This window comes from Promicromonospora sp. NPDC023987, from assembly GCF_040639055.1.
Classification (GTDB): Bacteria; Actinomycetota; Actinomycetes; order Actinomycetales; family Cellulomonadaceae; genus Promicromonospora.
In genome coordinates this window covers 1-24587 of sequence record NZ_JBEZZF010000037.1, presented here as the reverse complement: position 1 = coordinate 24587, position 24587 = coordinate 1, and the positions used below count along the sequence as shown (strand labels likewise).

At 73.0% G+C, this 24587-nt stretch carries 23 protein-coding genes; 7 read left to right on the top strand and 16 right to left on the bottom strand.

All coding sequences use genetic code 11. The features are described 5' to 3' along the window. Window positions 1-9: 9 nt before the first annotated feature. The gene (locus tag AB0F40_RS16805; RefSeq protein WP_253870667.1) at window positions 10-333 is read right to left on the bottom strand and encodes a thiamine-binding protein; all 324 of its coding nucleotides are present in this window, start codon (window positions 331-333) and stop codon (window positions 10-12) included. Window positions 334-369: 36 nt separating this feature from the next. Here AB0F40_RS16805 and cofD point away from each other — a divergent pair, with 36 nt between their 5' ends. The 3 genes from cofD to AB0F40_RS16790 are packed head-to-tail and all read left to right on the top strand — an operon-like array spanning window position 370 to window position 3308. Continuing rightward, window positions 370-1344, top strand: a complete 975-nt coding sequence (gene cofD / locus AB0F40_RS16800) for a 2-phospho-L-lactate transferase (protein ID WP_357469716.1) — start codon at window positions 370-372, stop codon at window positions 1342-1344. Next, on the top strand, window positions 1341-2108 hold the full coding sequence (locus tag AB0F40_RS16795; RefSeq protein ID WP_357469713.1) for an NTP transferase domain-containing protein: 768 nt from the start codon (window positions 1341-1343) through the stop codon (window positions 2106-2108). Before cofD ends, AB0F40_RS16795 begins: the two co-directional genes overlap by 4 nt. A gap of 57 nt (window positions 2109-2165) precedes the next feature. After that, on the top strand, window positions 2166-3308 hold the full coding sequence (locus AB0F40_RS16790; protein ID WP_357469710.1) for an FAD-dependent monooxygenase: 1143 nt from the start codon (window positions 2166-2168) through the stop codon (window positions 3306-3308). Window positions 3309-3324: 16 nt separating this feature from the next. On the opposite strand, the gene AB0F40_RS16785 is transcribed toward AB0F40_RS16790, so the two are convergent. Next, complete coding sequence (locus AB0F40_RS16785; protein ID WP_357469707.1) at window positions 3325-3939, bottom strand: nitroreductase family protein; 615 nt, start codon at window positions 3937-3939, stop codon at window positions 3325-3327. 88 nt (window positions 3940-4027) lie between these two features. On the opposite strand from AB0F40_RS16785, the gene AB0F40_RS16780 reads away from it, so the two are divergent. Then, a complete protein-coding gene (locus tag AB0F40_RS16780) occupies window positions 4028-4360 on the top strand; it encodes a cupin domain-containing protein (protein ID WP_357469704.1) in 333 nt (110 codons plus the stop codon). A 12-nt stretch (window positions 4361-4372) separates the two neighbouring features. Here the strand turns inward: AB0F40_RS16780 and AB0F40_RS16775 are convergent, their stop codons facing one another. Next, entirely contained in the window at window positions 4373-5596 is a 1224-nt protein-coding gene (locus AB0F40_RS16775) for an MFS transporter (protein WP_357469701.1), read from the bottom strand. 131 nt (window positions 5597-5727) lie between these two features. Between AB0F40_RS16775 and AB0F40_RS16770 the strand changes: the two genes are divergently transcribed. Next, window positions 5728-6885, top strand: coding sequence for an ROK family protein (locus AB0F40_RS16770; protein WP_357469698.1), 1158 nt, complete (start codon window positions 5728-5730; stop codon window positions 6883-6885). A gap of 1 nt (window position 6886) precedes the next feature. On the opposite strand, the gene AB0F40_RS16765 is transcribed toward AB0F40_RS16770, so the two are convergent. The 6 genes from AB0F40_RS16765 to AB0F40_RS16740 all read right to left on the bottom strand — a co-directional run bounded on the left by AB0F40_RS16765 (window position 6887) and on the right by AB0F40_RS16740 (window position 15422). Beyond that, a complete protein-coding gene (locus AB0F40_RS16765; RefSeq protein ID WP_357469695.1) occupies window positions 6887-8179 on the bottom strand; it encodes a serine hydrolase domain-containing protein in 1293 nt (430 codons plus the stop codon). 109 nt (window positions 8180-8288) lie between these two features. Then, complete coding sequence (locus AB0F40_RS16760; protein ID WP_357469783.1) at window positions 8289-11204, bottom strand: FAD-linked oxidase C-terminal domain-containing protein; 2916 nt, start codon at window positions 11202-11204, stop codon at window positions 8289-8291. A gap of 380 nt (window positions 11205-11584) precedes the next feature. Next, complete coding sequence (locus AB0F40_RS16755; RefSeq protein ID WP_357469692.1) at window positions 11585-12028, bottom strand: OsmC family peroxiredoxin; 444 nt, start codon at window positions 12026-12028, stop codon at window positions 11585-11587. 82 nt (window positions 12029-12110) lie between these two features. Continuing rightward, window positions 12111-12998 carry a hypothetical protein gene (locus AB0F40_RS16750; protein WP_357469688.1) on the bottom strand — a complete coding sequence of 296 codons (888 nt, stop codon included), beginning with the start codon at window positions 12996-12998 and terminating at the stop codon, window positions 12111-12113. 55 nt (window positions 12999-13053) lie between these two features. Beyond that, on the bottom strand, window positions 13054-13608 hold the full coding sequence (locus AB0F40_RS16745; protein WP_357469684.1) for a sigma-70 family RNA polymerase sigma factor: 555 nt from the start codon (window positions 13606-13608) through the stop codon (window positions 13054-13056). Between the two features lie 137 nt (window positions 13609-13745). Beyond that, window positions 13746-15422: a glycosyl hydrolase family 18 protein gene (locus tag AB0F40_RS16740; protein ID WP_357469680.1), complete on the bottom strand. Its 1677-nt coding sequence runs from the start codon at window positions 15420-15422 to the stop codon at window positions 13746-13748. A gap of 454 nt (window positions 15423-15876) precedes the next feature. Here AB0F40_RS16740 and AB0F40_RS16735 point away from each other — a divergent pair, with 454 nt between their 5' ends. Next, window positions 15877-17949 carry a helix-turn-helix transcriptional regulator gene (locus AB0F40_RS16735; protein WP_357469677.1) on the top strand — a complete coding sequence of 691 codons (2073 nt, stop codon included), beginning with the start codon at window positions 15877-15879 and terminating at the stop codon, window positions 17947-17949. Between the two features lie 41 nt (window positions 17950-17990). On the opposite strand, the gene dtd is transcribed toward AB0F40_RS16735, so the two are convergent. The 7 genes from dtd to AB0F40_RS16700 all read right to left on the bottom strand — a co-directional run bounded on the left by dtd (window position 17991) and on the right by AB0F40_RS16700 (window position 23972). After that, window positions 17991-18416 carry a D-aminoacyl-tRNA deacylase gene (dtd, locus tag AB0F40_RS16730; protein WP_357469673.1) on the bottom strand — a complete coding sequence of 142 codons (426 nt, stop codon included), beginning with the start codon at window positions 18414-18416 and terminating at the stop codon, window positions 17991-17993. Next, on the bottom strand, window positions 18413-19465 hold the full coding sequence (locus tag AB0F40_RS16725; protein WP_357469780.1) for an asparaginase: 1053 nt from the start codon (window positions 19463-19465) through the stop codon (window positions 18413-18415). The genes dtd and AB0F40_RS16725 overlap by 4 nt, the downstream gene beginning before the upstream one ends. Window positions 19466-19497: 32 nt before the next feature. After that, a complete protein-coding gene (locus AB0F40_RS16720; protein ID WP_357469670.1) occupies window positions 19498-19833 on the bottom strand; it encodes a DUF2516 family protein in 336 nt (111 codons plus the stop codon). A 61-nt stretch (window positions 19834-19894) separates the two neighbouring features. Next, window positions 19895-20743: a hypothetical protein gene (locus tag AB0F40_RS16715; protein WP_357469667.1), complete on the bottom strand. Its 849-nt coding sequence runs from the start codon at window positions 20741-20743 to the stop codon at window positions 19895-19897. Window positions 20744-20852: 109 nt separating this feature from the next. Then, window positions 20853-21968, bottom strand: a complete 1116-nt coding sequence (locus tag AB0F40_RS16710) for an FUSC family protein (RefSeq protein ID WP_357469664.1) — start codon at window positions 21966-21968, stop codon at window positions 20853-20855. Between the two features lie 118 nt (window positions 21969-22086). Continuing rightward, window positions 22087-23238 carry a folate-binding protein gene (locus AB0F40_RS16705; protein WP_357469661.1) on the bottom strand — a complete coding sequence of 384 codons (1152 nt, stop codon included), beginning with the start codon at window positions 23236-23238 and terminating at the stop codon, window positions 22087-22089. A gap of 101 nt (window positions 23239-23339) precedes the next feature. After that, window positions 23340-23972, bottom strand: coding sequence for an FABP family protein (locus tag AB0F40_RS16700; RefSeq protein WP_357469658.1), 633 nt, complete (start codon window positions 23970-23972; stop codon window positions 23340-23342). A 152-nt stretch (window positions 23973-24124) separates the two neighbouring features. Here AB0F40_RS16700 and AB0F40_RS16695 point away from each other — a divergent pair, with 152 nt between their 5' ends. Beyond that, window positions 24125-24484: a DsrE family protein gene (locus AB0F40_RS16695; protein WP_357469655.1), complete on the top strand. Its 360-nt coding sequence runs from the start codon at window positions 24125-24127 to the stop codon at window positions 24482-24484. Window positions 24485-24587: the final 103 nt, after the last annotated feature.

Here is a 24587-nt window from a genome sequence, read left to right as displayed (position 1 = left end):
CTGCCGGGTTCAGGAGTGGCCCGTCTCCGCCTCGTCGGCGGTGAGCCGCTCCTCGACCCGGGCGATCTTGCTGTCGATCTGCCCGGCGGGCGCACCCGGCCGGATGTCGGCCTTGATGACGAGCGACACCCGGTGCCCGCCCCGGGCGACGGCGTCGGTCGCGCGCTGGATCACCGGCATCACCTCGTCCCAGGACCCTTCGATCTCGGTGAACATCGAGGTGGTCCGGTTCGGGAGCCCTGACTCCCGGACGATACGGACGGCCTCGGCAACCTGTTCGGCGACGGACTCGCCTGCGGTCATGGGGGCGACGGAGAACGCGAAAACGGCCATGTACGCAGTCTAGAATCCCGCACGTAGGCTCGACGCGTGAACGTCACCCTCCTCGCGGGCGGGGTCGGCGGTGCGCGGCTCGCGCACGGCCTCGACCTCGCGCTCCGCGCGGCCGCCACCGAGACACCCGCAACGGCGCCGTCCGCCACCGACACGGGCCCGGAACCGGGCCTGACCGTCGTCGTGAACGTCGGCGACGACACGGAGCTGCACGGCCTCTCCATCTCCCCCGACATCGACACCGTCGTGTACACGCTCGCCGGGTTGAACGACGAGGACCGCGGCTGGGGCCTGCGCGGCGAGTCCTACGCGGCCCTGTCCGCCCTGCGGGACCTCGGCGAGGACACCTGGTTCACGCTCGGCGACCGCGACCTGGCCACCCACATCGTGCGCACCGCGCGCCTGCGCCGGGGCGACCCGCTGTCGGCCGTCACCGCGCAGCTCGCCCGCTCGATGGGCGTCCGGCCGCGCGTCGTGCCCGCCACCGATGACCATCTCGCCACCCTCGTCGACACCCCGTCGGGTCGCCTCGGCTTCCAGGAGTACTTCGTGGGGCGGCAGCACGCGGACGCCGTCCTCGGCCTGCACTTCGAGGGGGCCGACGCCGCCCGCCCCGCCCCCGGCGTGCTCGACGCGCTGGCCGCCGACCTGGTGGTGCTCGCGCCGTCGAACCCGTTCCTGTCGATCGAGCCGCTGCTCGCGGTGCGGGGCGTCCGCGAGGCGCTCGCCACCGCTCGTGGCCGCCGCGTGGCGGTGAGCCCCATCGTGGGCGGGCAGGCGATCAAGGGTCCGGCCGCCCAGATCCTGGAGACGCTGGGGCACGAGGTCTCGGCCCTGGGGGTCGCCCGGATCTACGCGGACCTCGTGGACGTCATGGTGATCGACGAGCGCGACGCGGGCCTCGCGGGACCCGTCGCGGACCTCGGCCTGACGGTGCACGTCACCGACACCGTCATGGGCGGCCCGCCCGGCCGCGAGCGCCTGGCCCGCGAGCTGCTGGCGCTGGCGTGACCGGCGCCGTCCGGCGGCAGGGCACGACGGCGGTGGTGCCGCTCCGCGACGGCGTCTCCGGCAAGTCGCGGCTGGCCGCGGTGCTCGACGCCGGTTCGCGGCGCCGGCTGGTCCGGGTGCTGGCCCGGCACGTGGTGGAGACGCTGCTCGCCACCGACGGGATCGAGCGCGTGGTGGTGGTGACGGCGGACCCGGTCTTCACCCGGGAGACCCTGGCGGGGCTGACGGTCGAGGTGCTGGAGCAGCCGGCCGGCCGGCCCGGCCTGAACGGTGCCCTGGAGCACGCCCGCGAGGTGCTGGCGGCGAGGCCGCCGGGACTGACACCCGGGACGCCGGTCCCGGGCCCCGGCCGGCTCCTGATAGCGCACGCCGACCTCCCAGCCCTGACCGGGGAGGACGTGACGGCCCTCCTCGCCGAGCCCACCCGGGTCGTCATCGCGACGGACCGCAACCGTTCCGGCACGAACCTCCTGCTCCTCCCCTTCGAGGTCGACGCTGATTCGCTTTCAGCGGCCGCAAAGCGAAGAGACTTAGGCCTCGAAGGGGACGGGGAAGGGGACGAGGACGCCGACGGCGGCTTTCGGTTCCGGTTCGGGGTCGGGTCGCTCGTCGCGCATCTTGCGGAGGCGGAGGTTCAGGGGCTGGACGTGACGGTCGTGCACCGGCCTGGCACCGCCGTCGACCTCGACACGGCCGACGACTGGTCGCAGCTCCCGGATGAAGTTCGCACCGCCGTCGGTCAGCAGGTGCCCGGTCTGATGTAGTTTGCGCGGTATCTACGACTCCCGCTCGTGGATCCGCCCCAGACCCAGGGAGACACCGTGAGTGCTGTGCAGAACGTCGGAATCGTGGGTGCGGGGGCCGCTGGGCTCGCGACCGCCATCCTCTTGGCCGAGTCCGGGGCCGACGTCGTCGTGTACGAGGCGAAGCCGAGCCTGGGCGCGCTCGGGTCCGGCATCACGCTGCAGGGCAACGCACTGCGGGCCTTCGACCGGCTCGGGATCTGGGAGCAGGTGCGGGCCCGGTCGTTCTCGTTCGACGTGACCGGTATCCGGGCACCGGGGCCGGAGGCGCCCCTGGTCGCCGAGATGCACGACAACCGGATGGGCGGACCCGACTACCCGGCGACCGCTGGCATGTTCCGCCCCGACCTGGCCGAGATCATGCTGGCCCGGGCGCAGGCGCTCGGCGCCACCGTGCGTTTCGGCACCCGGGTCACGGCCCTGGCCCAGACCGACGACGACGCCACGCTCACGCTCGCCACGGACGCCGGCCCGGAAGAGGTGACCCACGAGCTGGTCGTCGGGGCCGACGGGCTCAACTCCGCCGTCCGGGACCTGATCGGCATCGAGACCAGGCCGGAGCCGAACGGGATGGGTATCTTCCGGGCCTTCGTCGAGCGGCCCGCTGGGGCCGACCACACGGAGCTCGTGTTCGGCGGCCCGTCCTACATCGCGGGCTTCTGCCCCACGGGCGAGGACACGATGTACGCGTACCTGGTCGAGGACAAGCAGGACCGCCAGGGCATGACGGCCGAAGAGGGCTCGAAGATCATGGCGGAGCTGGCCCGCCCCTACGGCGCCCACTGGAACGCCATCCGGGCCCAGCTCGAGGTGGGCGTCGAGCACATCAACTACACGTGGTTCACCAGCCACGTCGTCGCCGAGCCGTGGAACCGCGGACGCGCGGTCATCATCGGCGACGCCGCCCACTCCTGCCCACCCACCGTCGCGCAGGGCGCCGCGCAGGCCGTGGAGGACGCCGTCGTGCTTGGCGACGTGCTGACCAGGCACGACGCCCTGACCGACGCATTGTGGGCCGAGTTCCACGGTCGCCGGATCCCGCGCGCGACCACGGTGGTCGAGGCGTCGGACCAGCTCGCGAGCTGGCTGCTGGCCCACGAGCGGGGCGACGTGCAGGGCATGCACACGACGATCTCGGAACTGGTCTCCCAGGAGCCGTGACCGCGTAGCGGGTGGCTCACCACCCGCCGCGGTGGATGACCTCGTCCAGAGGCTTGCGCCTGCGGCGGGCGGGTGAGCCCAACGCCTGGCCGTCGGCCGGGTGCCCGACGGCGACGACGCCGGTGATCTCGAACTCGTCCGGGACACCGAGCTCGGCGAGGACCGCCCCCACGTGCTCGGGCGGGACGCCGAAGAAGCAGGCGCCCAGCCCCTCGTCGACGGCGGTCTGCAGCATGAGCAGCGACGCCATGCCGACGTCGATGTGCCAGAACGGCACCGGCCAGCGGGACTCGTCGAGGTCTTCCCAGCCCTTGTCCTTCTCTGCGTACCGCCGCAGGTAGGCGGCCTTGGACGCGAGCGCGAGGATGATCACCGGCGCGGTCCGCATGCCGGCGAGCCACGCCGACATGTCACGCTCCGAGCGCTCCGCGGTGTCCGGCGTCGAGGCCGCCCAGAACCGGTCCCGGTCCTCGGCGGCCTCCAGCACCACGAACGCCCACCCCTGGCTGAACCCCGCACTGGGGGCGCGGACGGCGTTGCGGGTGATGCGGTCGACCGCCTCGGCCGATACGGGCTCGCCGGTGAACTTGCGGTGCATCCGGCGCGTGCGGACGACGTCCTGGAATTCCATGAACCTCATTGTCGGCCCTCCGCCGGTCGAGGTTCGGTCGACGACGAATTGCGTTGCCGCACGGCGGCGCGCCCGCCAGCCTGAGCACATGACTCTTCAGGCGATCGAGCAGACGACACTGCCGCACGGCAACTTCGAGGGGTACCTCCACGGCTCGGAGGTGTCCGTCATCTTCGAGCGGGTGACCGAGGACGGCATCGGGCCCCGCCTGCACCGGCATCCCTACTCCGAGACCTTCCTGATCCGGTCCGGCCGGGCGCTCTTCACCGTGGGAAGCGAGGAGATCCAGGCCGTGGGCGGCCAGATCCTCGTGGTCGAGGCGATGGTGCCGCACAAGTTCCGCACCCTCGGCGCCGACCTCTACGAGGCGGTGCACATCCACGCGAACGACCGGTTCGAGACGGAGTGGTTGGAGGACTGACGAGCAGGGCCGTCAGTCGGCCCTGGTGACCGCGGTGCGCTCCGCCGGCAGGGGCACCCGGCCCCTCAGGAGGTTGCGCATGGTGATCGGGCCGGCCAGCGCGACGAACACCGCGAGGACGGCGGGGACCATCAGGCCGACCGTCAGGTCGCTGGCCGCTCCGATGTACCCGATCGCGGCCGGACCGATGAGCAGGCCGGCCGACCCGGAGATCGAGATCAGTGCGATGTTCGACGACGAGCCCCCTGCCTCACCCATGGCGCTGAACAGCACCGGAACGATCAGCGCGATCCCGCTGCCCGCGAGGATCCAGCCGGCCCAGGCGAGGGGGAGCCCACCGTCCCTGGCCGAGACGAGGACGAGGACGTAGCCGGCGGCAGCCACGGCTCCCGCGCTCAGCAGCGCGCGGCCCGGGCCGAGCCGAGCACGGATCGGGTCACCCAGGAGGCGGAAGACCGTCATCGCGCAGGCGAACACCGTGTACGACAGTGGCGCGAGCACCTCGTCCGCGTGCAGGACTCGGGCGGCGTGCAGGTTCGCCCAGTCGATCGCCCCGGACTCGATGAGGTGCCCACCGAGCCCGAGCACGAACATCGCGCCGAGCGCGACCGCACCGAGACGGGCAGCCCTCGCCGGGGTGCCTGGGTCGGTGCTGGGCGTGAGATCTGGTGGAGGAGGCAGCAGCGGACGGGTGAAGACCGCGAAGATCACCGCACAGGCCACGGCGGCGATCACCAGCATGGCCTGGTTCCCCAGCCCCAGGGTGAGGCCGAGCGAGGTGAGCGCGCCTGCGACAGCGCCGCCGAGGCTCCAGAAGCCGTGGAACGACGAGACGATGGGCCGCTTGTAGTAGCGCTCGAGCTCCACGGAGTGGGCGTTGAGGCCCACCTCGACGAAACCGACGCCGACCCCGTAGAGCGCGCCGCAGAGCAGGAGTGTCTCGTAGCTCGGTGCGAGCGCGGGCGCGATGAGGACCAGCTGGGTGGCGGGACCGGTCCAGCGCAGCAGACCTCGCGTGGTGATCCGGTCGGCGATCCTGCCCGCGGCGAACATCGTGACCAGACCGACGACCTGGATGAGCAGGAGCAGCGTGCCCAGCCGGGCCTCGCCGAGACCCAGCCGGTGGTCGACCGACGGGAGAGCAGCCGCCCACGCGCCCATGACGAAGCCAGACGTGGCAAACGTGGCGAATACGCCGATGCGGGCACGACGCAGGGCAGCGGTGTCGGGATTCATGTCCGTCCTTGGCTGGCAGATCTTTTGTTTCCGCCGAGAACCTAATGGTCGGACCTGGCACCGTCAAATTTTGTCCTCGCTTCGAACATAAAAGGTGCGGCGGCGCGGCAGCGCGCGGAATAATGCCTGCCATGCAGCAGGTGAAGACGAGCGCCGACCTCCGCCTCCACAACCAGGCGCGGCTGCTTCGCGCGGTCCACAGCGCCGACGGCCCGCTCACCCGCGCCGGCGTCGCGCGCCTGCTGGGCATCGGCCGTAACACCGCCGCGGCGCTCGTCGGCGAGCTGGAGTCAGCGCGGCTGCTCCACGAGGTCGCCGCCGCGACGACCGGCCGCGGCCGGCCCACGACCCTGCTGCTAGCCCATCCCGACGGACCGGTCGCCTTTGCCGCCGACGTCCGCGAGGACTCCTGGACCCTGGCGCGGATCGAGCTGGGCGGCCGGCTGACCGAGCTGGAGACGGGTGTGCATGACCGGACCCCTGCGGTGTTCGACGACCTGCGCCGGGCGACCCGCCGGTACGCCGACGGCCGGCTCGCAGCGCTCGGTATCGCCGTGGCAGGGCCGGTCCGGGACGGCCGTCGTCTGCACATCTCACATCTGGGCTGGGACGAAGTGGACCTCGACGAACATGTCGGCGACGGGTGGCCACCGACCGTGGTGGACAACGACGCCAGGCTCGCCGGGCTCGCCGAGGCCCGGCGGGGCGCTCTGCGCGAGATCGGGACGGCCCTGCACTTCCACATCGACTTCGACATCGGCGGGACCCTGTTGCTGGGCGGGGATTCTCAGCGCGGCGCCCACAACATCGCCGGGGAGTTCGGGCACATGCCGCTCACCGGCTCCAGGCTGCGCTGCCTGTGCGGCGTCGCAGGGTGCTGGAGCCTTGACGTGGGTACCAACGCGCTGGTGCGGCACTTCGGGTTCGAACCAGGCCGAGCGGCCGGGCGGGAGCTGGGGCGCGAGATCGTGGCCCGCGCAGAGGACGGCGACGCCGAGGCGGGCCGGGCTGTCGACGACAACGCCATCGCCCTGGGTCGCGGGCTCGGCGCCCTGGCCAACGCCCTCGACCCCGAGGCGATCACCCTCTCCGGGCTCGGGGTCGAGCTGATCCGGCTGCGTCACGACCTGATCGAGCGGGCCTGCGCCGAGGCACTCATGGAGTTCCGGCGCGCGCGCCCGCCGCGCATCCTCGCGGGCACGGCAGGCGATCTCGGCCCGCTGCGCGGCGCGGCCGAGATCGCCTTCGACAAGATCCTTGAGCCCGAGTGGCTGCGACTCCGACTCTAGGTCAGCAGGTGGCCTGCAGCATCGGCACCAGCACGCTGTTCAGGTCGTACAGCGGCTCGTCGGTGTAGACCGGGTAGGCGTAGTCCCGCCCGGTGACGCCGAAGGACAGCTGCCGCTCGCCGTCGGGCGACGTCAGCGTCATGGAGAGGGTGCCCAGCGAGGCGCCGTCGTGCCCGTAGAGCCAGCCGCCCGGGACGCACGGGTCCGGGACGCGGTAGACGCCCAGGCCGTAGTCGGGGAACAGCTCGTGGTCCACGGTCCGGGGCTCCAGCATGTCCTCGGCGGTCTCCGCGTCGACCAGGCGTCCGGTGACGAGGGCCTCCGTGAAGTCGGCGAGGTCCTCGGTGGTGCTGGTGACGGCGCCCGCCGCGGCGAACAGGCTCGGGTCCCAGTGGTCGAGGTCGTACCAGCCGGCGCCCTCCGGGCCCGTGTAGGCCGACTCGTGGAGGAACGGGCCGCGCACGCCCGGGTCGTCGGGGTAGGCGCTCTGCCGCATCCCCGCCGGGGCGAACACCCTGTGCTCCAGCAGGTTCTCGACGCTCCGTCCGGTGACCTCCTCGAGCATCAGGCCGAGCACCACGTACCCGGCGTTCGAGTAGGAGAAGTCGGTCCCCGGCTCGTGCACCCACGGCGCGGACTGCAGGGCCTCGATGTGGTCGGCCGGCGTGACCTCCTGGCCCATCACCTCGAAGTACTCGTCGAGCGACGTCGGGTCGGTCATCCGCGACCCGACGATCCAGTCGGTGGCGGTCGGCGCGCCCGAGCGGTGGCTGAGCAGCTGCTCGATCGTCACGCCCGCGGGCATGACGCCGGGCAGCACGTCCTCGACGGGGGTGTCGAGGGTCCACGTGCCCTTCTCGACCTCCTGCATCACGAGCGTCGCGACCATCGGCTTGGTGTTGCTCGCGACCCAGAACCGGTCACGGGCCCTGGCCGGTGCGCGGCCCTCGCGCTCGCGGGTCCCCGCCGCGTCGCTCCAGCTGCCCGACGCCGTCTCGACGCGTGCCGTCACGGCGATCGCACCGTCGGCGACCAGGTCGTCCAGGGCTGCGGAGAGGGCGTCGTCGGCCGGCGTCCCCGGGCCCTGCGCCAGCGCTCGGTTCTGGGCGCCGTCGGCCTTGGCTTCGCGAGCAGCGTCGGCGACCAGCTCGGACAGCGGGGCGTCGGCGGCGGTGACGGCCGGCCTCGGCGACCGGTCGTCTGCGGCGTGCGCGGACCCTGCGACGGCCAGTGGTGCCGCGAGCGCCAGTGTCGCGCTCAGGGCGATGGCCGCCCGGCGAGTGGTGCGATCCATGGGAGTCTCCTTCGTCTCGGCTGTGCTCCCATCCTCACGACGGACGGCTCCGCGCGGATCACCCGGCCGACGGATGTGGCTCCGACCTGCGGCGGAGCGCCGCCTCCCCCTACAAGCGGTCCGCAATGACCTCCAGCAGCGACTTGCCCTCCACACCCGCGAGATCCAGCGCCTGCGTGCGGCACGAGAAGCCGTCGGCGAGGTAGGTGGTGCCGGGGGCGGCGTCGCGCAGCGCGGGCAGCAGGGCGTTCTCGGCGACCGCCACCGACGTCTCGTAGTGCCCCTTCTGCATGCCGAAGTTGCCGGCCAGACCGCAGCAGCCCGCGAGCACCTCGACCTTCGCCCCGCCCTGCTCGAGCAGGTTCTGGTCCGCCTCGTACCCCATCACCGAGTGCTGGTGGCAGTGCGGCTGCACCACCGCGGACACGTCCGCCAGGGAGGGCAGCTCCCACTCGTCCGGGGTGTCGGCCGAGGTGAGCAGCTCGGCAGGCGTCCGCGTCATGCGGGCGACGGCCTGCGCGCGCGGGTCGTCCGGGAACAGGTCGAGCAGGTCGGAGCGCAGGACCGCGGTGCAGGACGGCTCCAGTCCCATGATCGGGATGCCGTTGACCGCGTACGGCCCGAGCACCTCGAGCAGCTTGAGCAGGCGGCGCCGGGCGCCGTCGAGCTGGCCCGTCGAGATCCAGGTGAGGCCGCAGCAGGCCTGCTCGTCGGGCACGATCACCGAGAACCCAGCCGCCGTCAGCACCTTCACGGCCGCCTGGGGCACCGTGGGCGAGAGGGCGTCGCTGAACGAGTCGGTCCAGAGCACGACCTTCGGCTTGGTCGCGAGCCGGGCCGCCGTCTCGCCCTCGCGTCCGGGCACGCCCAGCCCTTCCTCGTCCGTGACGGGCAGGCCGGGCACGCCGTGCGTCGCGCCGCCGCGCGCCCACCACTGCCGGAACGGCACCTCGGCGAACCTCGGCATCGACCGGCGTGTGTCCATGCCACCCGCCCACAGCACCGCCTTGCCGATCCACTTCACACCCAGCAGGCCGTTGACCAGCTCGGGCACGGCACCGGCGAGGCGCGCCCAGCGCGGCAGCCAGCCGAGGGCGTAGTGGTCCACCGGACGCAGCTTGCCGCGGTAGGTCCGGTACAGGACCTCCGACTTGTACTGCGCCATGTCGACGCCCGCCGGGCAGTCGCTCGAGCACGCCTTGCACGACAGGCAGAGGTCCAGCGACTCGCGCACCTCCGGCGCCGCGAGGCCGCCGACGAGGGTCCCGTTCACCGCCTCCTGCAGCACGCGGGCGCGGCCGCGGGTCACGTCCTTCTCGTCCTTCGTCGCCAGGTAGCTGGGGCACATGAAGCCGCCCGACGCCGAGGTGTCGGCGCGGCACTTGCCCACGCCCACGCAACGGTGCACCGCCGTGGACAGGTCGTTGTGGTCGTGCGCGAACGAGAACCCCTCGTACCCGGACTCGCGCCGCACGCCGCGGCCCGACCCCTTGCCCACCAGCGGCAGCTTTGTGCGCACCGGTGCCGCCTGGGGCCGGCGCAGGTCGGCGTCCACGGCCCGCGGCCGCACGACGACGCCCGGGTTGAGCAGGTCCTTCGGGTCGAACAAGGCCTTGAACTGCTCCATCAGCGCGATCGCGTCCGGCGAGTAGATGAGCGGCAGCAGCTCGGACCGGGCGCGACCGTCACCGTGCTCTCCGGACAGCGACCCGCCGTAGCTCGCGACGAGCTCCGCCGCCTCGATCATGAAGGTCCGCAGCACCGACCCCGACGTCTCCAGCGGGATGTCGATCCGCAGGTGCACGCAGCCGTCGCCGAAGTGCCCGTACGGCAGCCCGTCCACGCCGTACCGGTCCATGAGCCGCTGCAGGTCCCGCAGGTAAGGCCCCAGCTTCTCGGGCGGCACCGCCGAGTCCTCCCAGCCGGGCCAGGCCTGCTCACCGGCGGGCGTGCGGCCGGCGAGCCCTGCGCCGTCGGCCCGGATCTGCCACATCTTCGTGGCGTCCGGCCCGGCGGGAAGAACCAGGGAGTCCAGCGCCGTCGACGACGCGACGATCGCGTCCGCGCGGCCCATGGCCTCGGCCTGCGACGAGCCGCCGACCTCGATCATCAGCCAGCCCGAGACGCCCCGGGTATCGGCACCGGGCAGCGGGGGCACCGAGCCGTCGCCCTTTGCGCGCCGCACGACGTCGACCAGGCGGGCGTCCATGCCCTCGATCGCGAGGGGCTTGTGGTCCAGCAGGCGGGGGACGTCGTCGGCGGCCGTGGCCATGTCGGGGTAGGCGAGGACGACGAGCGTGGGTGCGCCCGGCGTCTCCACCAGGTTGAGCTCCGCCTCCAGCACCGTGACGAGCGTGCCCTCCGTGCCCACGAGGGCACGGGCGAGGTTCGAGCCGTGCTCGGGCAGCAGGTGCTCGAGCGAGTAGCCGGACACCTGCCTGCCGAACCGGCCGAACTCCGTGCGGATCAGCGCCAGGTTGTCCCGGACCAGCTCCTTGAGGCCGGGGACGTCGGCGAACTCGGGGTCGCCGGAGCCGGCGGTGAACCGCCGGCCGGAGCCGTCGACGACGTCGAGCGACACCACGTTGTCAGCCGTGCGCCCGTACGCGACGGCGTGCGGACCGCAGGCGTTGTTGCCGATCATGCCGCCGAGCGTCGCGCGGTTCTGCGTGCTGGGGTCGGGGCCGAAGCGCAGGCCGTGGGGCTTGGCCTCCGTCTGGAGCGTCGACATGATCGTGCCCGGCTGGACACGGGCCGTGCGCCGCTCGGGGTCGATGCTCAGCACCTTGTTGAGGTTCCGCCCCAGGTCGAGCACGACGCCGGGACCGACCGAGTTGCCCGCGACCGACGTGCCGGCGCCGCGCGCCGTGATCGGGATCTTGAGCTCGCGCAGCACCTCGAGCGCCGCGACGACGTCGTCCGTGCTCGCCGGGAACAGCACGCCCTGCGGGACGACCCGGTAGTTGGACGCGTCGGTGGAGTACTCGGCGCGGCGGCGGGTGCTGGTGTCGACGGCGCCGTCCATGGCGGTCCGCAACGCGTCGGCCACCGCCTCGCGGGCGGCCTCGGCCGCGTGGTCCGCCTCGCGGCGCGCGGCCTTGCGCAGCTCCTCGCTCTCGGCGCGGCTGCGTTCCGTCTCCGCGGCGGCGCGGATCTCTGCCTTCTCGCGCGCGGCCCGGGCGGCCTCTGCGTCGTCGGCCGTGTGTCCTGTCGAGCCGTGCGCAACGCGTTGGTCGTCGTTCATACCGTTCCGGGACGGGGAATCGTTGGTCTGCGATGGCACGTCGCGATTCTCGCACCAGAGAGCGGCGAGCCGCACACCTGTCCGACCTGCCGTTGAGTGCTGGGTATTTGCGGGTTTCTGGCTGCGAAATCAACAAATGGCCAGCACTCAACGAAGAGAGGTCAGCCCTCGAAGGTGACGTCCAGCGTGATCTGGTCGACGCCCGTGAGGGCCTTCGAGATCGGGCAGCCGGTCTTGGCAGCCTCCGCGGCGGCCTTGAAGCCCGCCTCGTCGATGCCCGTCGCGAACCCGCGCACCGTCAGGGCGCTCTTGGTGACGCGGACGCCGCCGGCCGGGTCCGGCCCGAGGGTCACGTCGGCCGTGACCTCGATCTGCTCCGGCGTCGCGCCGGCGGAGCCGAGCTCGTTCGTGAACGCCATGGTGAAGCACGACGAGTGCGACGCCGCGAGCAGCTCCTCGGGGCTGGTGACGCCGCTGGCCTGGTCGGCGATACGCGCCGGCCAGGAGACGTCGTACGTCCCCACGCCCGACGACGACAGCTCGACCTGCCCCGACCCCTCCGTGAAGGTGCCGTTCCAAGCGGTGCGGGCGGTACGTGTTGCCATGGTTGCACTCCTTGTGAAGTTCAGGATGTGAAGTTCTGGATCCCTGCCTGCTCGACCCTACGACGCCCACAGGACAGTCGCGTCACGGTGCGAAGTCGAGCAGTTCCTCGTCCACGGCCATGACCGTCCAGGTGCGGCTCTCGGCGTCGGTGAGGTCGTAGGCCGGGACGAGCAGCATCGTGCCGTCCGGCAGCGTGTAGCGCGCCTCGGTGAGAGCCGCCGAGCGGATGGTCACGTCCTCGACGGGCAAGGCGACCGGCCCGCCGGGCACCGGTGGTGCCGGCGACCCGGTCTCCTCCTGCGGCAGGACCTGCCGGGGCCGGCTCAACACCGCGCCGGCGAACCGCGGGTCCCCGAGCCGCTCGACGGCCTCCACCTCGCTGACCACCGGGTAGGAGCCGAGGCTCGCCCCGGGCGTCCCGGCCACCCGCACCTCCGCCGTCCTGGGCATCTCGGAGAGCCCTGCGCCGGCGTGGAACACGAACGCGGTCGCCGTCGGCGGGTCGCCGGTCGCGTCGAGCGGCCCCGCGCCTGACTCGGACTCAGCCTCGGGACCGGGCTTGTCCGGCGCCCCGAGAAGCGACGGCGTCTCGCCGCTGGACTCGGCCGCCGTGTCCGCGGTCGACGACGCCCCCAGGCCGCGCTCTCCGACGACGTAGCCCCCGCCGCCCGCCGCGACGATGCCGGCCACGGCGGCCGCGACCAGCCATGGCGTCCGACGCCGGTGGCGCCGCACCGCCAGGTCGTCCGGCTGCTCGCGCCCTGCTGGTCCCGGTCCTGCTGGTTCCCGTCCTGCCGGTTCCCGCCCGGCGGGTCCACGTCCGGCGGGCTCCGCGCCGGCCTGCTCGGCGATCAGCGCGTCGACCTTGGCCCGGAGCACGCCCTGGGCCAGGTCGGGGGCGCGCCTCGCGGGGTCCGCCGCCACCAGGCGGTCGAACGCCGGGTCCACCGGCCGCTCGTGCTCGTTCATCGCCGTCCCTCCGTGCCGTGCCCGGCTACGCACCGAGCACACCTCCTACATGTGCTCATGCGTCCACCGCTTGCTCCTGGCCGTCCCACGCGTCGCGGAGCCGGGCCCGGGCGCGGAACAGCGCGGCGTCGGCCCCACCACGGGAGACACCGAGCACCTGGGCGAGCTGGTCGCCCGACAGCCCGTCCCACGCGACCAGCAGCAGGATGCGCCGGTCGCGCGGAGCCAGCCGGGACAGGACCTGGCGGACGGCGTCGTCGGCCGCAGCGAAGGTCGCGGGGTCCACGTCGTCCGGCTCGTCCGGGACGACGGCTACCGGCAGCGCGCGCATCTTGCGCCGATGGTTCGCCAGCACGTAGCCGGCGGTCCGGTACATCCACGGCAGCTCGGCGCCGTCCGGCACGTCATCGCGGCGGCGCCACGCCGTGGCCAGCACCTCGGCGGCGAGGTCCTCGGCGTCGGAGGTCCGACCGCCGTCGGGCAGCCGGCGGACGAAGTACGAGTAGAGAGCGCGCGAGTGCGCGTCGAAGAGCGCGCTGAACCAGGCGTCGTCGTGCGGCGGCCGGGGGTGCGGCGGCTCGTCCTGCGAGGCGCCGGGGCTGTCGTCCACGCCCTAACTCTGTCGCGAACACCCCCGGTCTTGCACATGTGGGTGGATATCACGTTGTGGTCGGTAGAACGTCAGGTGATCGGCACCCCGGGGTACCGACCACCTGACGTTCTACCGACTACCTGATGCCGCCCCGATCAGCAGGCGCCCTGGTCCTCCCAGACGCCCCACTCACCCGTGGTGCCCGGTGTCTCGTTCGTCGTCCACCACTTGGCACGCCACTCGTGCCCGTCGTGCGACACCGTGTCGCCACCCACATAGATCTCCGAAGCGCTCCAGGCGTCCGAGGCGCAGACATCGCCCGGCGGGTCGGTCGGCGGGTCCGTCGGCGGATCGGTCGGCGGGTCAGTCGGGTCGGTCGAACCGCCGTCCTCCACCGGGCCCGGCGTGCCGGAGCCGAGCACGTTCCACAGCGCGCCGGTCAGCTCACCCGACCGGTCGCCGGACAGGTCCCACCACATGGCCCCGCCCAGGCCCTGCGCCCGGATGTAGTCGGCCTTGGCGGTCACGGACTGCTCGTTGTCGTACGACCACCACGTGTTGCCGTCGTGCCGCCAGGCGGCCCCGAGCTCGGCGTCGTAGTACCCCGTGCCGGTGTTCTTGATGACGTCGTAGTCGTTGATGCCCGCTTCCCACTGGCCCGAGGCCGGGCCGGTCGCGGTGCCCCACGCGTCGGACGACGGTGCGCCGGTCCAGCCGCGCCCGTACATCGCGAGACCGAGGCCGAGCTGCGCCGGGTCGATCCCCGCGTCCACGTACGACTGCACCGCGAGGTCCACGCTGAACTGCCGTGCGGGCTCCCGCGGGTCCGCCGGGTCGTGGTAGAGGTTGCCCTGGTGGCCGGTCAATGCCGGGTCCCAGGCCCCGTGCAGGTCGTAGCCCTGGACGTTGCCGAAGTCGAGATAGTTGAAGATCTCGGGGTCGTTCCAGCCGCCGGCCTCGATGTCCGCCGGGTTGGCGGGCAGGAACGCGGAGAGCTCGTAGTCCTCGCCCGTCGTCGCGCCGAGCGCGTCGAGCTGCTCCCGGAACTCGGCGAGCAGGAGCTTGAAGTTGCGCGCGTCGTTCACGGGGTCGACGTGGTTGCCTGGCGCGCCGTTCGGCGAACCGGGCCACTCCCAGTCGATGTCGAACCCGTCGAAGACACCCGCGGCGGCACCGGGGCCACCGCGACCGTCGATGACCGGCAGGTTGCCCTTGATGAACATGTCGATGCAGCTCGACACGAGCTTCTCGCGCGAGGCGTCCGTCGCGGCCGCGAGCGAGAAGTTCTTGGACCAGGTCCATCCACCCATCGACATCATGACCTTGAGGTCCGGGTGCTTCTCCTTGAGCTGCTTGAGCTGGTTGAACGATCCAGCGAGCGGCTGGTCCCAGGTGTCGGCAGTACCCGACACCGAGTTGGCGGCCGTGTAGCCCATGCCGTAGTCGGCCCAGGCGTCGCCCGCGCCGTCGGACCCGTTGGGCCCGGGGCTCTGCGCCTTGTTGGCCTCGAAGCACTCGAGGTCCTGGTGGTGGATGTTCGCGAACGCGTAGTTGATGTGGGTCAGCTCGTCCGCCACACCGGACGTGTCGAGCTGCTTGACCTGGTAGCCGCGCCCGTACACGCCCCATTGCGTGAAGTAGCCGACGCTGCGGAAGCCGTTGATCGCGGAGGAGCTCGCTGCGGTAGCCGGCTCTGCCTCTGCTGCGTTCGCCGCGTGCAGGCCCACGCCCGCCACGGCGGCGGAAGCGGCGACGGCGATCGCCGCCACCCCCGCGAGGATTCTCCTGGTCGTCCTGCTGGCGCCTGACGCCGGTTCGTACGTCGAGTCCATCGTCTTCCCTCTCTGTTCCGGTCGCGATGCTCCAGAAACGGTGTTCCGCTAAAAGTAAGGAAACCTGCGTTAATGGGGAATAAGGGAATTCCACACGATGGCACTACGTAGTGGAACCATCTGATACCGCACGAGGTTGTTGCGGCCCACGCTTTGCGCCACCGGAACAACATCGTGCGGTAGTAGATACATCGGCCGGCCGGTGGGGCAGGATGGCAGGTCGATCGGCGTACCGCAGCAAAAGTCGTGGCCTCAGTTTGATGCGGGTGAAAGGCGAGGAGGCCATACTTGCGAGCACCGTGAACGAATCCGGGGAGGGTCAACGATGACCGCGCTGCCGCTGCAAGTCGTTTTTCCGCTCTCCCTCGGTGACCGCACCGTGGCGCCAAACGTCGCGTGCGAGCTCAGCCGAGTGGTGGGTGACGAACCTGGATGTGTCGACCAGACAGCCCGGATGCTCGACGACGAGCATCTTCTCGGGACGGCACTGATGCCGGACCCGCTACCCGCCGCGCGTGCGGTCCGCGAAGCCGTGGGCCCGCTCGGGCTCGACGACGACGCGCGCCGCGTGCTGCTCGTCGCCGCCGTCGCCGTGGTGGACCGCACCGAGGTGCTGCTCGCCGCGTCGGGCACCGACATCGACACGCTCATGGCCGGGCCGGCCGGGCGCCACCTGCATCTCGTGGGCGGCCGGTTCCGGTTCCACCATCCACGCATCCGCTCGGTGGTGCACGACGACGCCGACCTGGCCACCCGCACCGCCGCCCACGTCGCCCTGGCGGACGTGCACCGCAAGGCCGACGAGCCGCTCATCGCGATGTGGCACACGGCGCTGAGCACGCTCGCCGGCGATCCCCTGCTCGCCGACGGCCTGGTCGAGCTCGCCGAGCAGCACCTCGCCCGCGGCGACGTGCATCGTGCGCACGAGGTCGCCCGCGAGGCCGCGAGCCACGGGACCGGCACGGTGCGAGCACGCGCCTTCGCGGTCGCCGGGCGTGCGGCGCTGTGGGCGGGGCACGTGCACGACGCCGTCGTGCACCTCCGGCGCGCCACCCACCCGGCCGACACCGGCTCGTCCGCTATCGGCGCACCCGACGCCGCTCGCCCGCTCGGTATCGCGCTCGCGCTCCTGGACGGCCGGCCCGACGCCGTCCTCCCCGATGACCTCTGTGGTGTCGACCGCGCGGCGATCACCGCAGCGCGCAAGACGATCCGCCTCCTCGACGGTGCTCCCGGCGAAGCCGCGACCACCCTGTCCGAGGTCGCGGAGCTGGCCCCCGCCCACCCGTCCGGCCGGTGGTTCGACGGCCCCGACGAGGCGATGAGCCCGCTCGCGGAGGCACACCTGCGGGTGGCGCAGTCCTACCTCGCGCTGCGCCTCGGCGACATCACCGGGGCCGCGGCGGTGCTCGACGACGCCGTCGAACGCCTCCCCGTCGCCCTCGCGTTCGGTGGGCTCGGGATCGCGCTCGCGCGGCGCCTCGACCTGGTCCGTGACGGGCACCTCAGCCGGCCGACGGCGGCGCTCGAGGCGTCGGTGCCGGGCCAGGTCGCGCCCGTGGTGCGGGCGGCCACGCTCGGTGACCGGGCCCAGACCGCCGTGTTCGACGGGCGCTGGGTCGAGGCGGCCACGCTCCTCGGGCTCGCGGCCGAGCGAGGCGGCGACGACCTGCACCGGCTGTGGCTGCCGACGTCCGACCCGGTCGAGCTGCTGGTCCTCGCCGGGCAGGACCGTGCGGCCCGGCGCTCCTACGAGCGGCTGCGACTGCGCGTCCTGCCGCCGGTCGGGCCGGAGTCGGTGGGCGGGTTCGCCGGCGGGCCGGTGCGCCGCCGTCGGCTCGACCTGGCACGCGCCGAGCTGGCCCTCGCCGATGCCTCTGGCGTCAACCGGGCACGTGAGCGGGCCGTCGAGGCCTCGCTCCGCGTGGGTTCCACGTTCGAGCGCGGCCTCACGGAGCTGGTCGCCGCCCGGGCCCTGGCCCGCCTCGGCCTGCCCGTGGACGCCGCCGCGCACCTGCTCGGTGCGCACGAGCTGTTCGAGGAGTCCGGCGCGAAGGCCTGGGAGCACGTCGCCGAACAGACGCTCAGGACGCCGGAGCTCATGCCGGCGGGCGCTGGCCGCACCGCACCGGGTGCCGGCGGAGCGGCCCTCCGGAGGGCCGCTCCAGGTGGGCCCGACGAGAGCACCGCTCAGGTGCGCTCGGCCGGCGAGGCCCGAACAGCCGGCGACGCCCGAACGACTGGCGAGGCTCGGCCGACCGACGCCGCCGGGCGGGCACCGGGCGAGTCGTCGGGAGAGGCCGCCCCCGGCGTCGGGCAGGAGGAGCCGTGCGGGCAGTGGAACGGCCTGCTCACCGAGCGCGAGCTCGACGTGGCGCGGCTCGTGGTGCAGGGCCGGACCAACCGGCAGGTCGCCGCGAACCTCTACGTGTCGGTCCGCACCGTGGAGGTGCACCTGGGGCGGGTATTCCGCAAGCTCGGGGTCCGTTCCCGTACGGAGCTGGCGGTGCTGGCGCTGCGCGGCTGAGCCGGAGGCGCGGCTGATCCGAGCGCGGGGCGCCTGGGCGCTCAGGCCTCGAGGAGGATCGTCACCGGGCCGTCGTTGACGAGCTCCACCTGCATGTCCGCGCCGAACCGCCCGGTCTCGACGGTCAGCCCGCGCTCCCGGAGCGCGGCGACGACGGCGCCCACGAGGGGCTCCGCGACCGGCCCGGGTGCGGCCTGGTTCCACGTCGGGCGGCGCCCCTTGCGGGCGTCGCCGTAGAGCGTGAACTGACTGACGACGAGCACCGGCGCGCCGACGTCGGCTACCGACTTCTCGTCGTGCAGGATCCGCAGGTCGGCGATCTTGCGGGCGATCGTCTCGACCTCGGCGGGGCCGTCGTCGTGCGTCACGCCGACCAGCGCCAGGACCCCCGGCTTGTCGATGGCACCCACCACCTCGCCGTCGACCAGCACGGACGCGCGAGTGACACGCTGCAGCACCGCCCTCATCGGCGGCCCTCGGTGAACGCGTCGCTGAAGACCGCCCGGACCTCCCCGACCGGCCGCCCGCCGCCGAGCACGGGCACGCGGCCCAGCCCGTCGAGCCCGCCGGGGTACACCCCCGGCAGGCCTGCCGCACCCGCCGCGCGCAGGGCGGCGGCGAGGATGGCCGGACGGGAGCGGGCGGAGCCGTCGAGCACCTTGAACGCGATGGCGGAGCCGTCGGGCAGGCCGGCGGCGTAGACGCCCTCGGCCCCGTCCTTCGCGACCAGGCCCGGCACCGCCTGCATGGCGAGCGTGGCGTCGCGGCCCGTGCCGCCCACCATGTCGGGATGCGCGGAGATCGCGCGGCCGGCGCGCGCCTCGTGCGAGCGGACGTCGACGGTGGGCGCGGCGCCCAGGACCGAGAACGCGCGCGCCAGACCGAGCAGCGTCGTGGAGAACAGCGGCGCGCCGCAGCCGTCCACGGTGGCGTGCATGACCACCTCGGCATCGCCGGTCAGGTCGAGGATGGTGGCGCGGACGGCGCGCTGCAGCGGGTGCTCGGACGACAGGTAGGTCTCGATGTCCCAGCCCTGCGTGAGGCAGGTGGCGAGCATCGCGGCATGCTTGCCGGAGCAGTTCTGCGCGAGCGACGCCGGACCCGGTCCGCCACCCAGCGGCGCCATGTGCCACTCGAGCGCGGCCTGCGGGTAGAGCGGCAGGTCGGGCGTGTTCCGCAGCGCTCCGACGCCCAGGCCCACGGAGCCGAGGATCTGCAGCACGCCCTCCAGGTGGAACCGCTCGCCGTTGTGGCTCGCGGCGGCCAGCGCCAGCAGGCGGTCCGGCAGCTCCAGGCCGGCACGCAGCATCGCGACGAGCTGCAGCGGCTTGAGCGACGACCGGGCCCAGATCGGCGTGGTCGGGTTGCCCACCTGGATCACCGGCCGGCCCGCCGGGTCGAGCACCACGAGGTGCCCCAGGTGGACCGACTCCACGAGGTCGCCGCGGATCACCTCGGCGAGCGGTGCGGCGTCGTCGAGCACGCCGCCCGACGCCGGTCCGCCGGCGCGGGACATCGACGCGGGCCGTCCGGCCGCCATGGGTGCCGTCACCAGCCGCTCTGCGGACCGCGCGGCTTGTTGCCCGTGCCGTACGGCTGCAGGCGGGGACGCACGCTCACCCAGTAGATGATCGCCGGCGCCACCGCGATGATGTTGAGGAAGGAGCCGAACATGAACCCGCCCTGCATCCAGCCCTGGGGCAGGCCGAGGAAGCCGAGGGCCGCGGCGAAGGCCAGGATCCCCAGCCAGCCGGCCTTGGGCACCCGTCCTTCGGCCCGAAAGCCCTTGTCCGGTCGACGCACGGCGTCGATGAACGCGACGACCTGCACGACGAAGACCACGAGCGCGAGCGCGGCCATGACAAACCACTGCAAGAATCCCACGGCGCGAGCCTACGGCACTGCCCGGCCGTTCCCCTGGGCAGGCCCGGACAGCATGCTGGTGTCAGCCGGCCGTGCACTCCCCCGGCCGCTCCTCGGCCACGCGGTCCACGAAGTCGTCCATCGCCCGGCGCAGCTTCCGCGCGGTCCTCGGGCGCTCCAGGGTCAGGATGTCCGTGCCGTGATAGCGGCTCGGCAGGAGGAGCAGCTCGCTGAACCCGCTGGTCCAGCCGTGCAGGGTCTCCGCATCGGAGCCCGCACCGTACGTGTCGTCCTCGCCGGCGACGATCAGCACCGGGCAGTCGAGCCCCTCGACCCCCTTCTCCTCGAAGGCGTAGCCGGAGCTGTTCAGCACGCCCGCCAGCCAGAGCACCGCGTCGATCCCTGACGCCTCCCGCTCGCTCGCGGCGTACAGGCTCGCCATCGCGCCGATGCTCGCGCCGGCCGCGATGACCGTCGTCGCCCCCTCGTCGCGGAGGTAGCTCACGCCGCCGAGGACGTCGTTCCAGATCTCGTCGTACTGGCCGCGTTCCGTGTAGGTGAGCACCAGGTAGCCGCGGTCGGCCAGGGACTCCGCGTACGCCTGCCAGTCGTCCGGGCCGTCCACCGAGCGCCCCATGTGGGACAGCACGACGCCGACGGTGGCGGCTTCCCGCGCACCGGACCCGGCGTCCCGGCCGTCGAAGAACCGTCCCGCGACCGGTTCGCCGTCGGCCGCGGGGAACTCCACCTCACGGTGCGGGCCGGTCGCGGCGGGCGAGGGCGACACGGAGACCGACGACTCGGGCGACGGCGTCCCCGCCACGGCGGAGGTCTCGGTGCTGCCCGAGCTGGCGGGTGGCTCCGCCGTCGTGCAGCCCACGACGGCGAGAACCACCGCGACGGCGACCGCTGCAGCACCAGACCTTGACATGCCTCCGCACGTTACGCCGGACCGGCTGCCCACGTCCGCACCCTTCGACCGTCCCCGAATCCGCCGGACCGCCGCCTAATCACCTCGGCCCCCGGGATGCGGCCCGGGGTCACAGCTCCGGCAGCGCGTCCCGTGCCTCGCCCGGGGAGGCGCCGGCGGCCTCCAGGGTGTCGACGATGGGCGACCGCAGCAGCATCACCAACGACTGCACCTGCCAGTGCCCCTCGCCGACGGTTCGCGGGTCCGCCTGCGCGGCCACGGCGGCCAGGGCCTCGCGTCCGCGAGCGCCGTCGCCCCCGGACCCGACGTCGGAGGCGAGCTGCCGGACACCCGACGCGAAGCCCTCGATCAGCTCGGCGACCGGCTCGACGTCGTGGTCGGCCTCGAGCACAGGGATGACCCGGCGGGCGAGGACCCGCACCGACCGCATCGTCCGGTCGACGAGCACCGCCTGCTCCTCCAGCCGCGCCAGCTCGCCACGGTGCATCCGCCCCACGGAGATCCGGGCCAGCTCGCGTGCGGCGCGGGCGCCCTCCTGCCATTCCGCGAGCACGGGCTCGGAGGCTCGGCCACGTACCAGGGCGGCGCCGACGTCGTCCACGTCGCGCGAGCGCATGCCGCGGGCGAGGGTCTCGAGGGTCTGGGCGAGCTCCGTCACGGCCTGCTCGGCGAGCGCGCGCGGGCGACGCCGGGTGTCACCCGGCGTGAGCAGCGCGACGAGCAGCGCGATGGCGCCACCGATCAGAGCGTCGGTCCACCGCCCGAGCGGTCCGCCTGACGCCGACGGCAGGCCCACCACGATGATCGCCTGAGCGCCGGCCTGGATCACGAGGAGCGCACCCCGGTCGATGAACCGCGCCGCGATGGCGGCGATGAACAGCACCACGGTGAGCTGCCACCAGCCCGAGCCGATGAGGTGCACCAGCAGGTCGCCCATGCCGACGCCGACGGCCACCCCGACGGCCATCTCGGCCACCCGGCGCACGTCGCGCAGCGCCGTGAACCCGAGGCAGACCCAGGCGGCGACCGGCGCGAAGAACGGCATCTCGTGGCCCAGCACGTAGTGCGCCACGGCGTACGCGATGCCGGCGGCGATCGACGCCTGGGCGATGGGGATCAGACCGGCCCGTGCCCGCGTCCAGCCCTGGCGCAGCCGCGTGCGCAGGACCAGCGTGCGCATGGCCTTCTGCCATATCTCGTCCGCCGAACCGGGCAATGAGGTCACGGAGGCATCCTCGCATCCGCCCGGATCCGCCGTACGTGTCAGAGGTACGGGTCAGCCGAGTGACCCGTACGTCTGACAGGTGCGGGTGCGGTCTGGCAGCAGACCGACCGGATACGCGTCAGATCAGGCTGCCCGGCCCGCGCAGGCCGCGGGTCAGCGGACCGTGCGCCTCGGGACGGTCGACCGACATGCCGTCACCAGGGACCACCGTCTCCTGCGCCGCGGAGACCTCGATGACCTGGCCGGAGATCTCGCCCGACACCATGAGCTCGACGTCCTCCGGCACGTTGCGCTTGAGCACCGCGAGACCGATCGGGCCCAGCTCGTGGTGGCGGGCCATCGAGGTGAGCGTGCCGACGACCTTCCCCGCTCCGCCGTCCGACGCCGGGAGGCGCACCTCGGCGCCCGGCTCCGGGAGCAGGTGCTGCGAGCCGTCGAGGTGCAGCATCACCAGCCGGCGCGGCGGCCGGCCGAGGTTGTGCACCCGGGCGACCGTCTCCTGGCCCCGGTAGCAGCCCTTGTTGATGTGGACGGCGGTCCGGAGCCAGTCCAGCTCGTGCGGGATCGCGCGGGCGTCGACCTCACGCGCGTACCGCGGGCGCCAGGCCTCGACCCGGAGCGCCTCGGTGGCCCAGGTACCGGCGAGCGGCCAGCCGGCGGCCTCACGGGCCGCGACCTCGGACTCCAGCTCGGCGCGGGGCACCAGCACGAGCCGCCACGGGCGCTCCGCGCCGGGGTGCTCGGACTCGGGCGGACCGTAGCGCGTGCCGCCGGCGGCAACGACGGGCCAGGCGTCGTGCCAGGTCACCGGTTCGCCCTCGATGCCGTCGGCAGCGACGGGCTCGCCGATCGCCGCCCACTCCTCGGTGGCGTCCGTGACCTCGACGCGGAGCGTGAACTTCATGCGGTCGAGCCAGCCGGCCAGGCCGGGCGCCGACTCGCGCTCGGTGATCAGCCACGTGGCCTCGCCGTCGTCCACGACGCCCGCCACGTACTCGATGTGACCCTGCGGTGACAGGACGAGCAGCTCGGTGCTCGCCCGGGGGGCCAGGTCGTCCAGCTGCTGCGAGGTGATCGAGTGCAGCCAGGTCAGCCGGTCCGGCCCTGCGACACGGACGACCCCCAGGTGCGACTGGTCGACCACGGCGCCGCCGCGCGACAGCGCACGCTGCTCGGCGGTCGGGTCGCCGTAGTGCCAGGCGATCCCGGCGTCGGGTCCGGTGGCGGCGACCGCGCCGTGGCGGCTCAACAGGGGGCTCACGTAATCCATGCTCACCTCAGGTGCAGCGTCGGGGGCGGGCGAGGCATTCCCCGCCCGCACGACGTGTCAGACGCTCGGGCCACCGGAGTGGCCCATGGGCCTGACACGGTTCATTGCCGATCCAGCTCCGCCGACGCGTACGAGCGGAGCGGCTCGCCGAACGCCGCGAGCTCCTCCACCCACAGCAGTCGGCCCTCGACCAGTCCGTACAGCCGCTTCGACGCCCGCACCTCGGACGCCGTCGACGTGCGCGCTATCGCGTCGGACGCCAGGTCGATCCGCCCGTTGCCCGCGGCGCCGATGTAGACGGTGATGCGCCCCGAGGCGTCGGCCACGAGCACCTCGAGCGCCTGCTTGTCGTCGTCCATGCCGTCGGGGCGGTCGGTGGACACACGCCAGTAGCCCGTCTCGGTGGACCACACTGTGCCGGGGCCCGCGGTGCCGGGGCCCACGGTGTCGGCGGGAGCGGCGGTCTCCGGCGCCTCCGTCTCCGTCGGGTCAGGCACCGGGGCCGGCCATTCGCCGTCCCCGGGCAGCGCGTCCGGCACCACGTCCTCCAGCACCCGCAGGGTGGACTCGAACCGCACGTAGGGGCCGCCGTCGTGGTCGAAGACCAGGTCCTGCACGAACGCCTTCTTGCCGATGCCCGGGTACTCGATCACGCCCTCACCGCGCCAGCGACCCACCAGCCAGGCCAGCGGGTACACCTCGGGCGAGAGGCCGTCCGGGAAGGTGAACGTCATCAGCGCTGGCCGGCGTACAGCTTGTAGACGACGTAGCCGGCGAACCAGGTGACCGCGACGGCGACGGCGACGATGAGGCCGGTGAAGATGAGCTCAAGGGCATGGATCGACATGGTGTCGATCCTAACGGTCCAGCGCCTACAGTCAGCGGCATGCGCCAGCTCGTGATCAAGACCACTGCAGGCCTGGACCGGCCAGAGGCCACCAACCAGGCATTCACCGTCGCCGCCGCCGCGGTGGCGTCCGGGGCCGAGGTGAGCCTCTGGCTCACCGGCGAGTCGGCGTGGTTCGCGCTGCCGGGCCGCGCCGCCGACCTCGCGCTCGAGCACGCGACGCCGCTGCCCGACCTGCTGGAGGCCGTCCTGGCCGCGGGGACCGTGACGCTCTGCACCCAGTGCGCCGCACGCCGGGACATCACCGAGGCCGACGTGCTGCCAGGGGTCCGGATCGCGGGCTCCGCACTGTTCACGGAGGAGATCCTGCGCGACGGGGCCCAGGCCCTGGTCTACTGAGGCCCGGCTCGAGAGGTCGGTCACGTCCGGCGGTAGACCGTCCCCCGCTGCCCGGCTCCACCGAGCAGGTCGATATCGCCGATCTCACGGAGCCGCTTGAGGG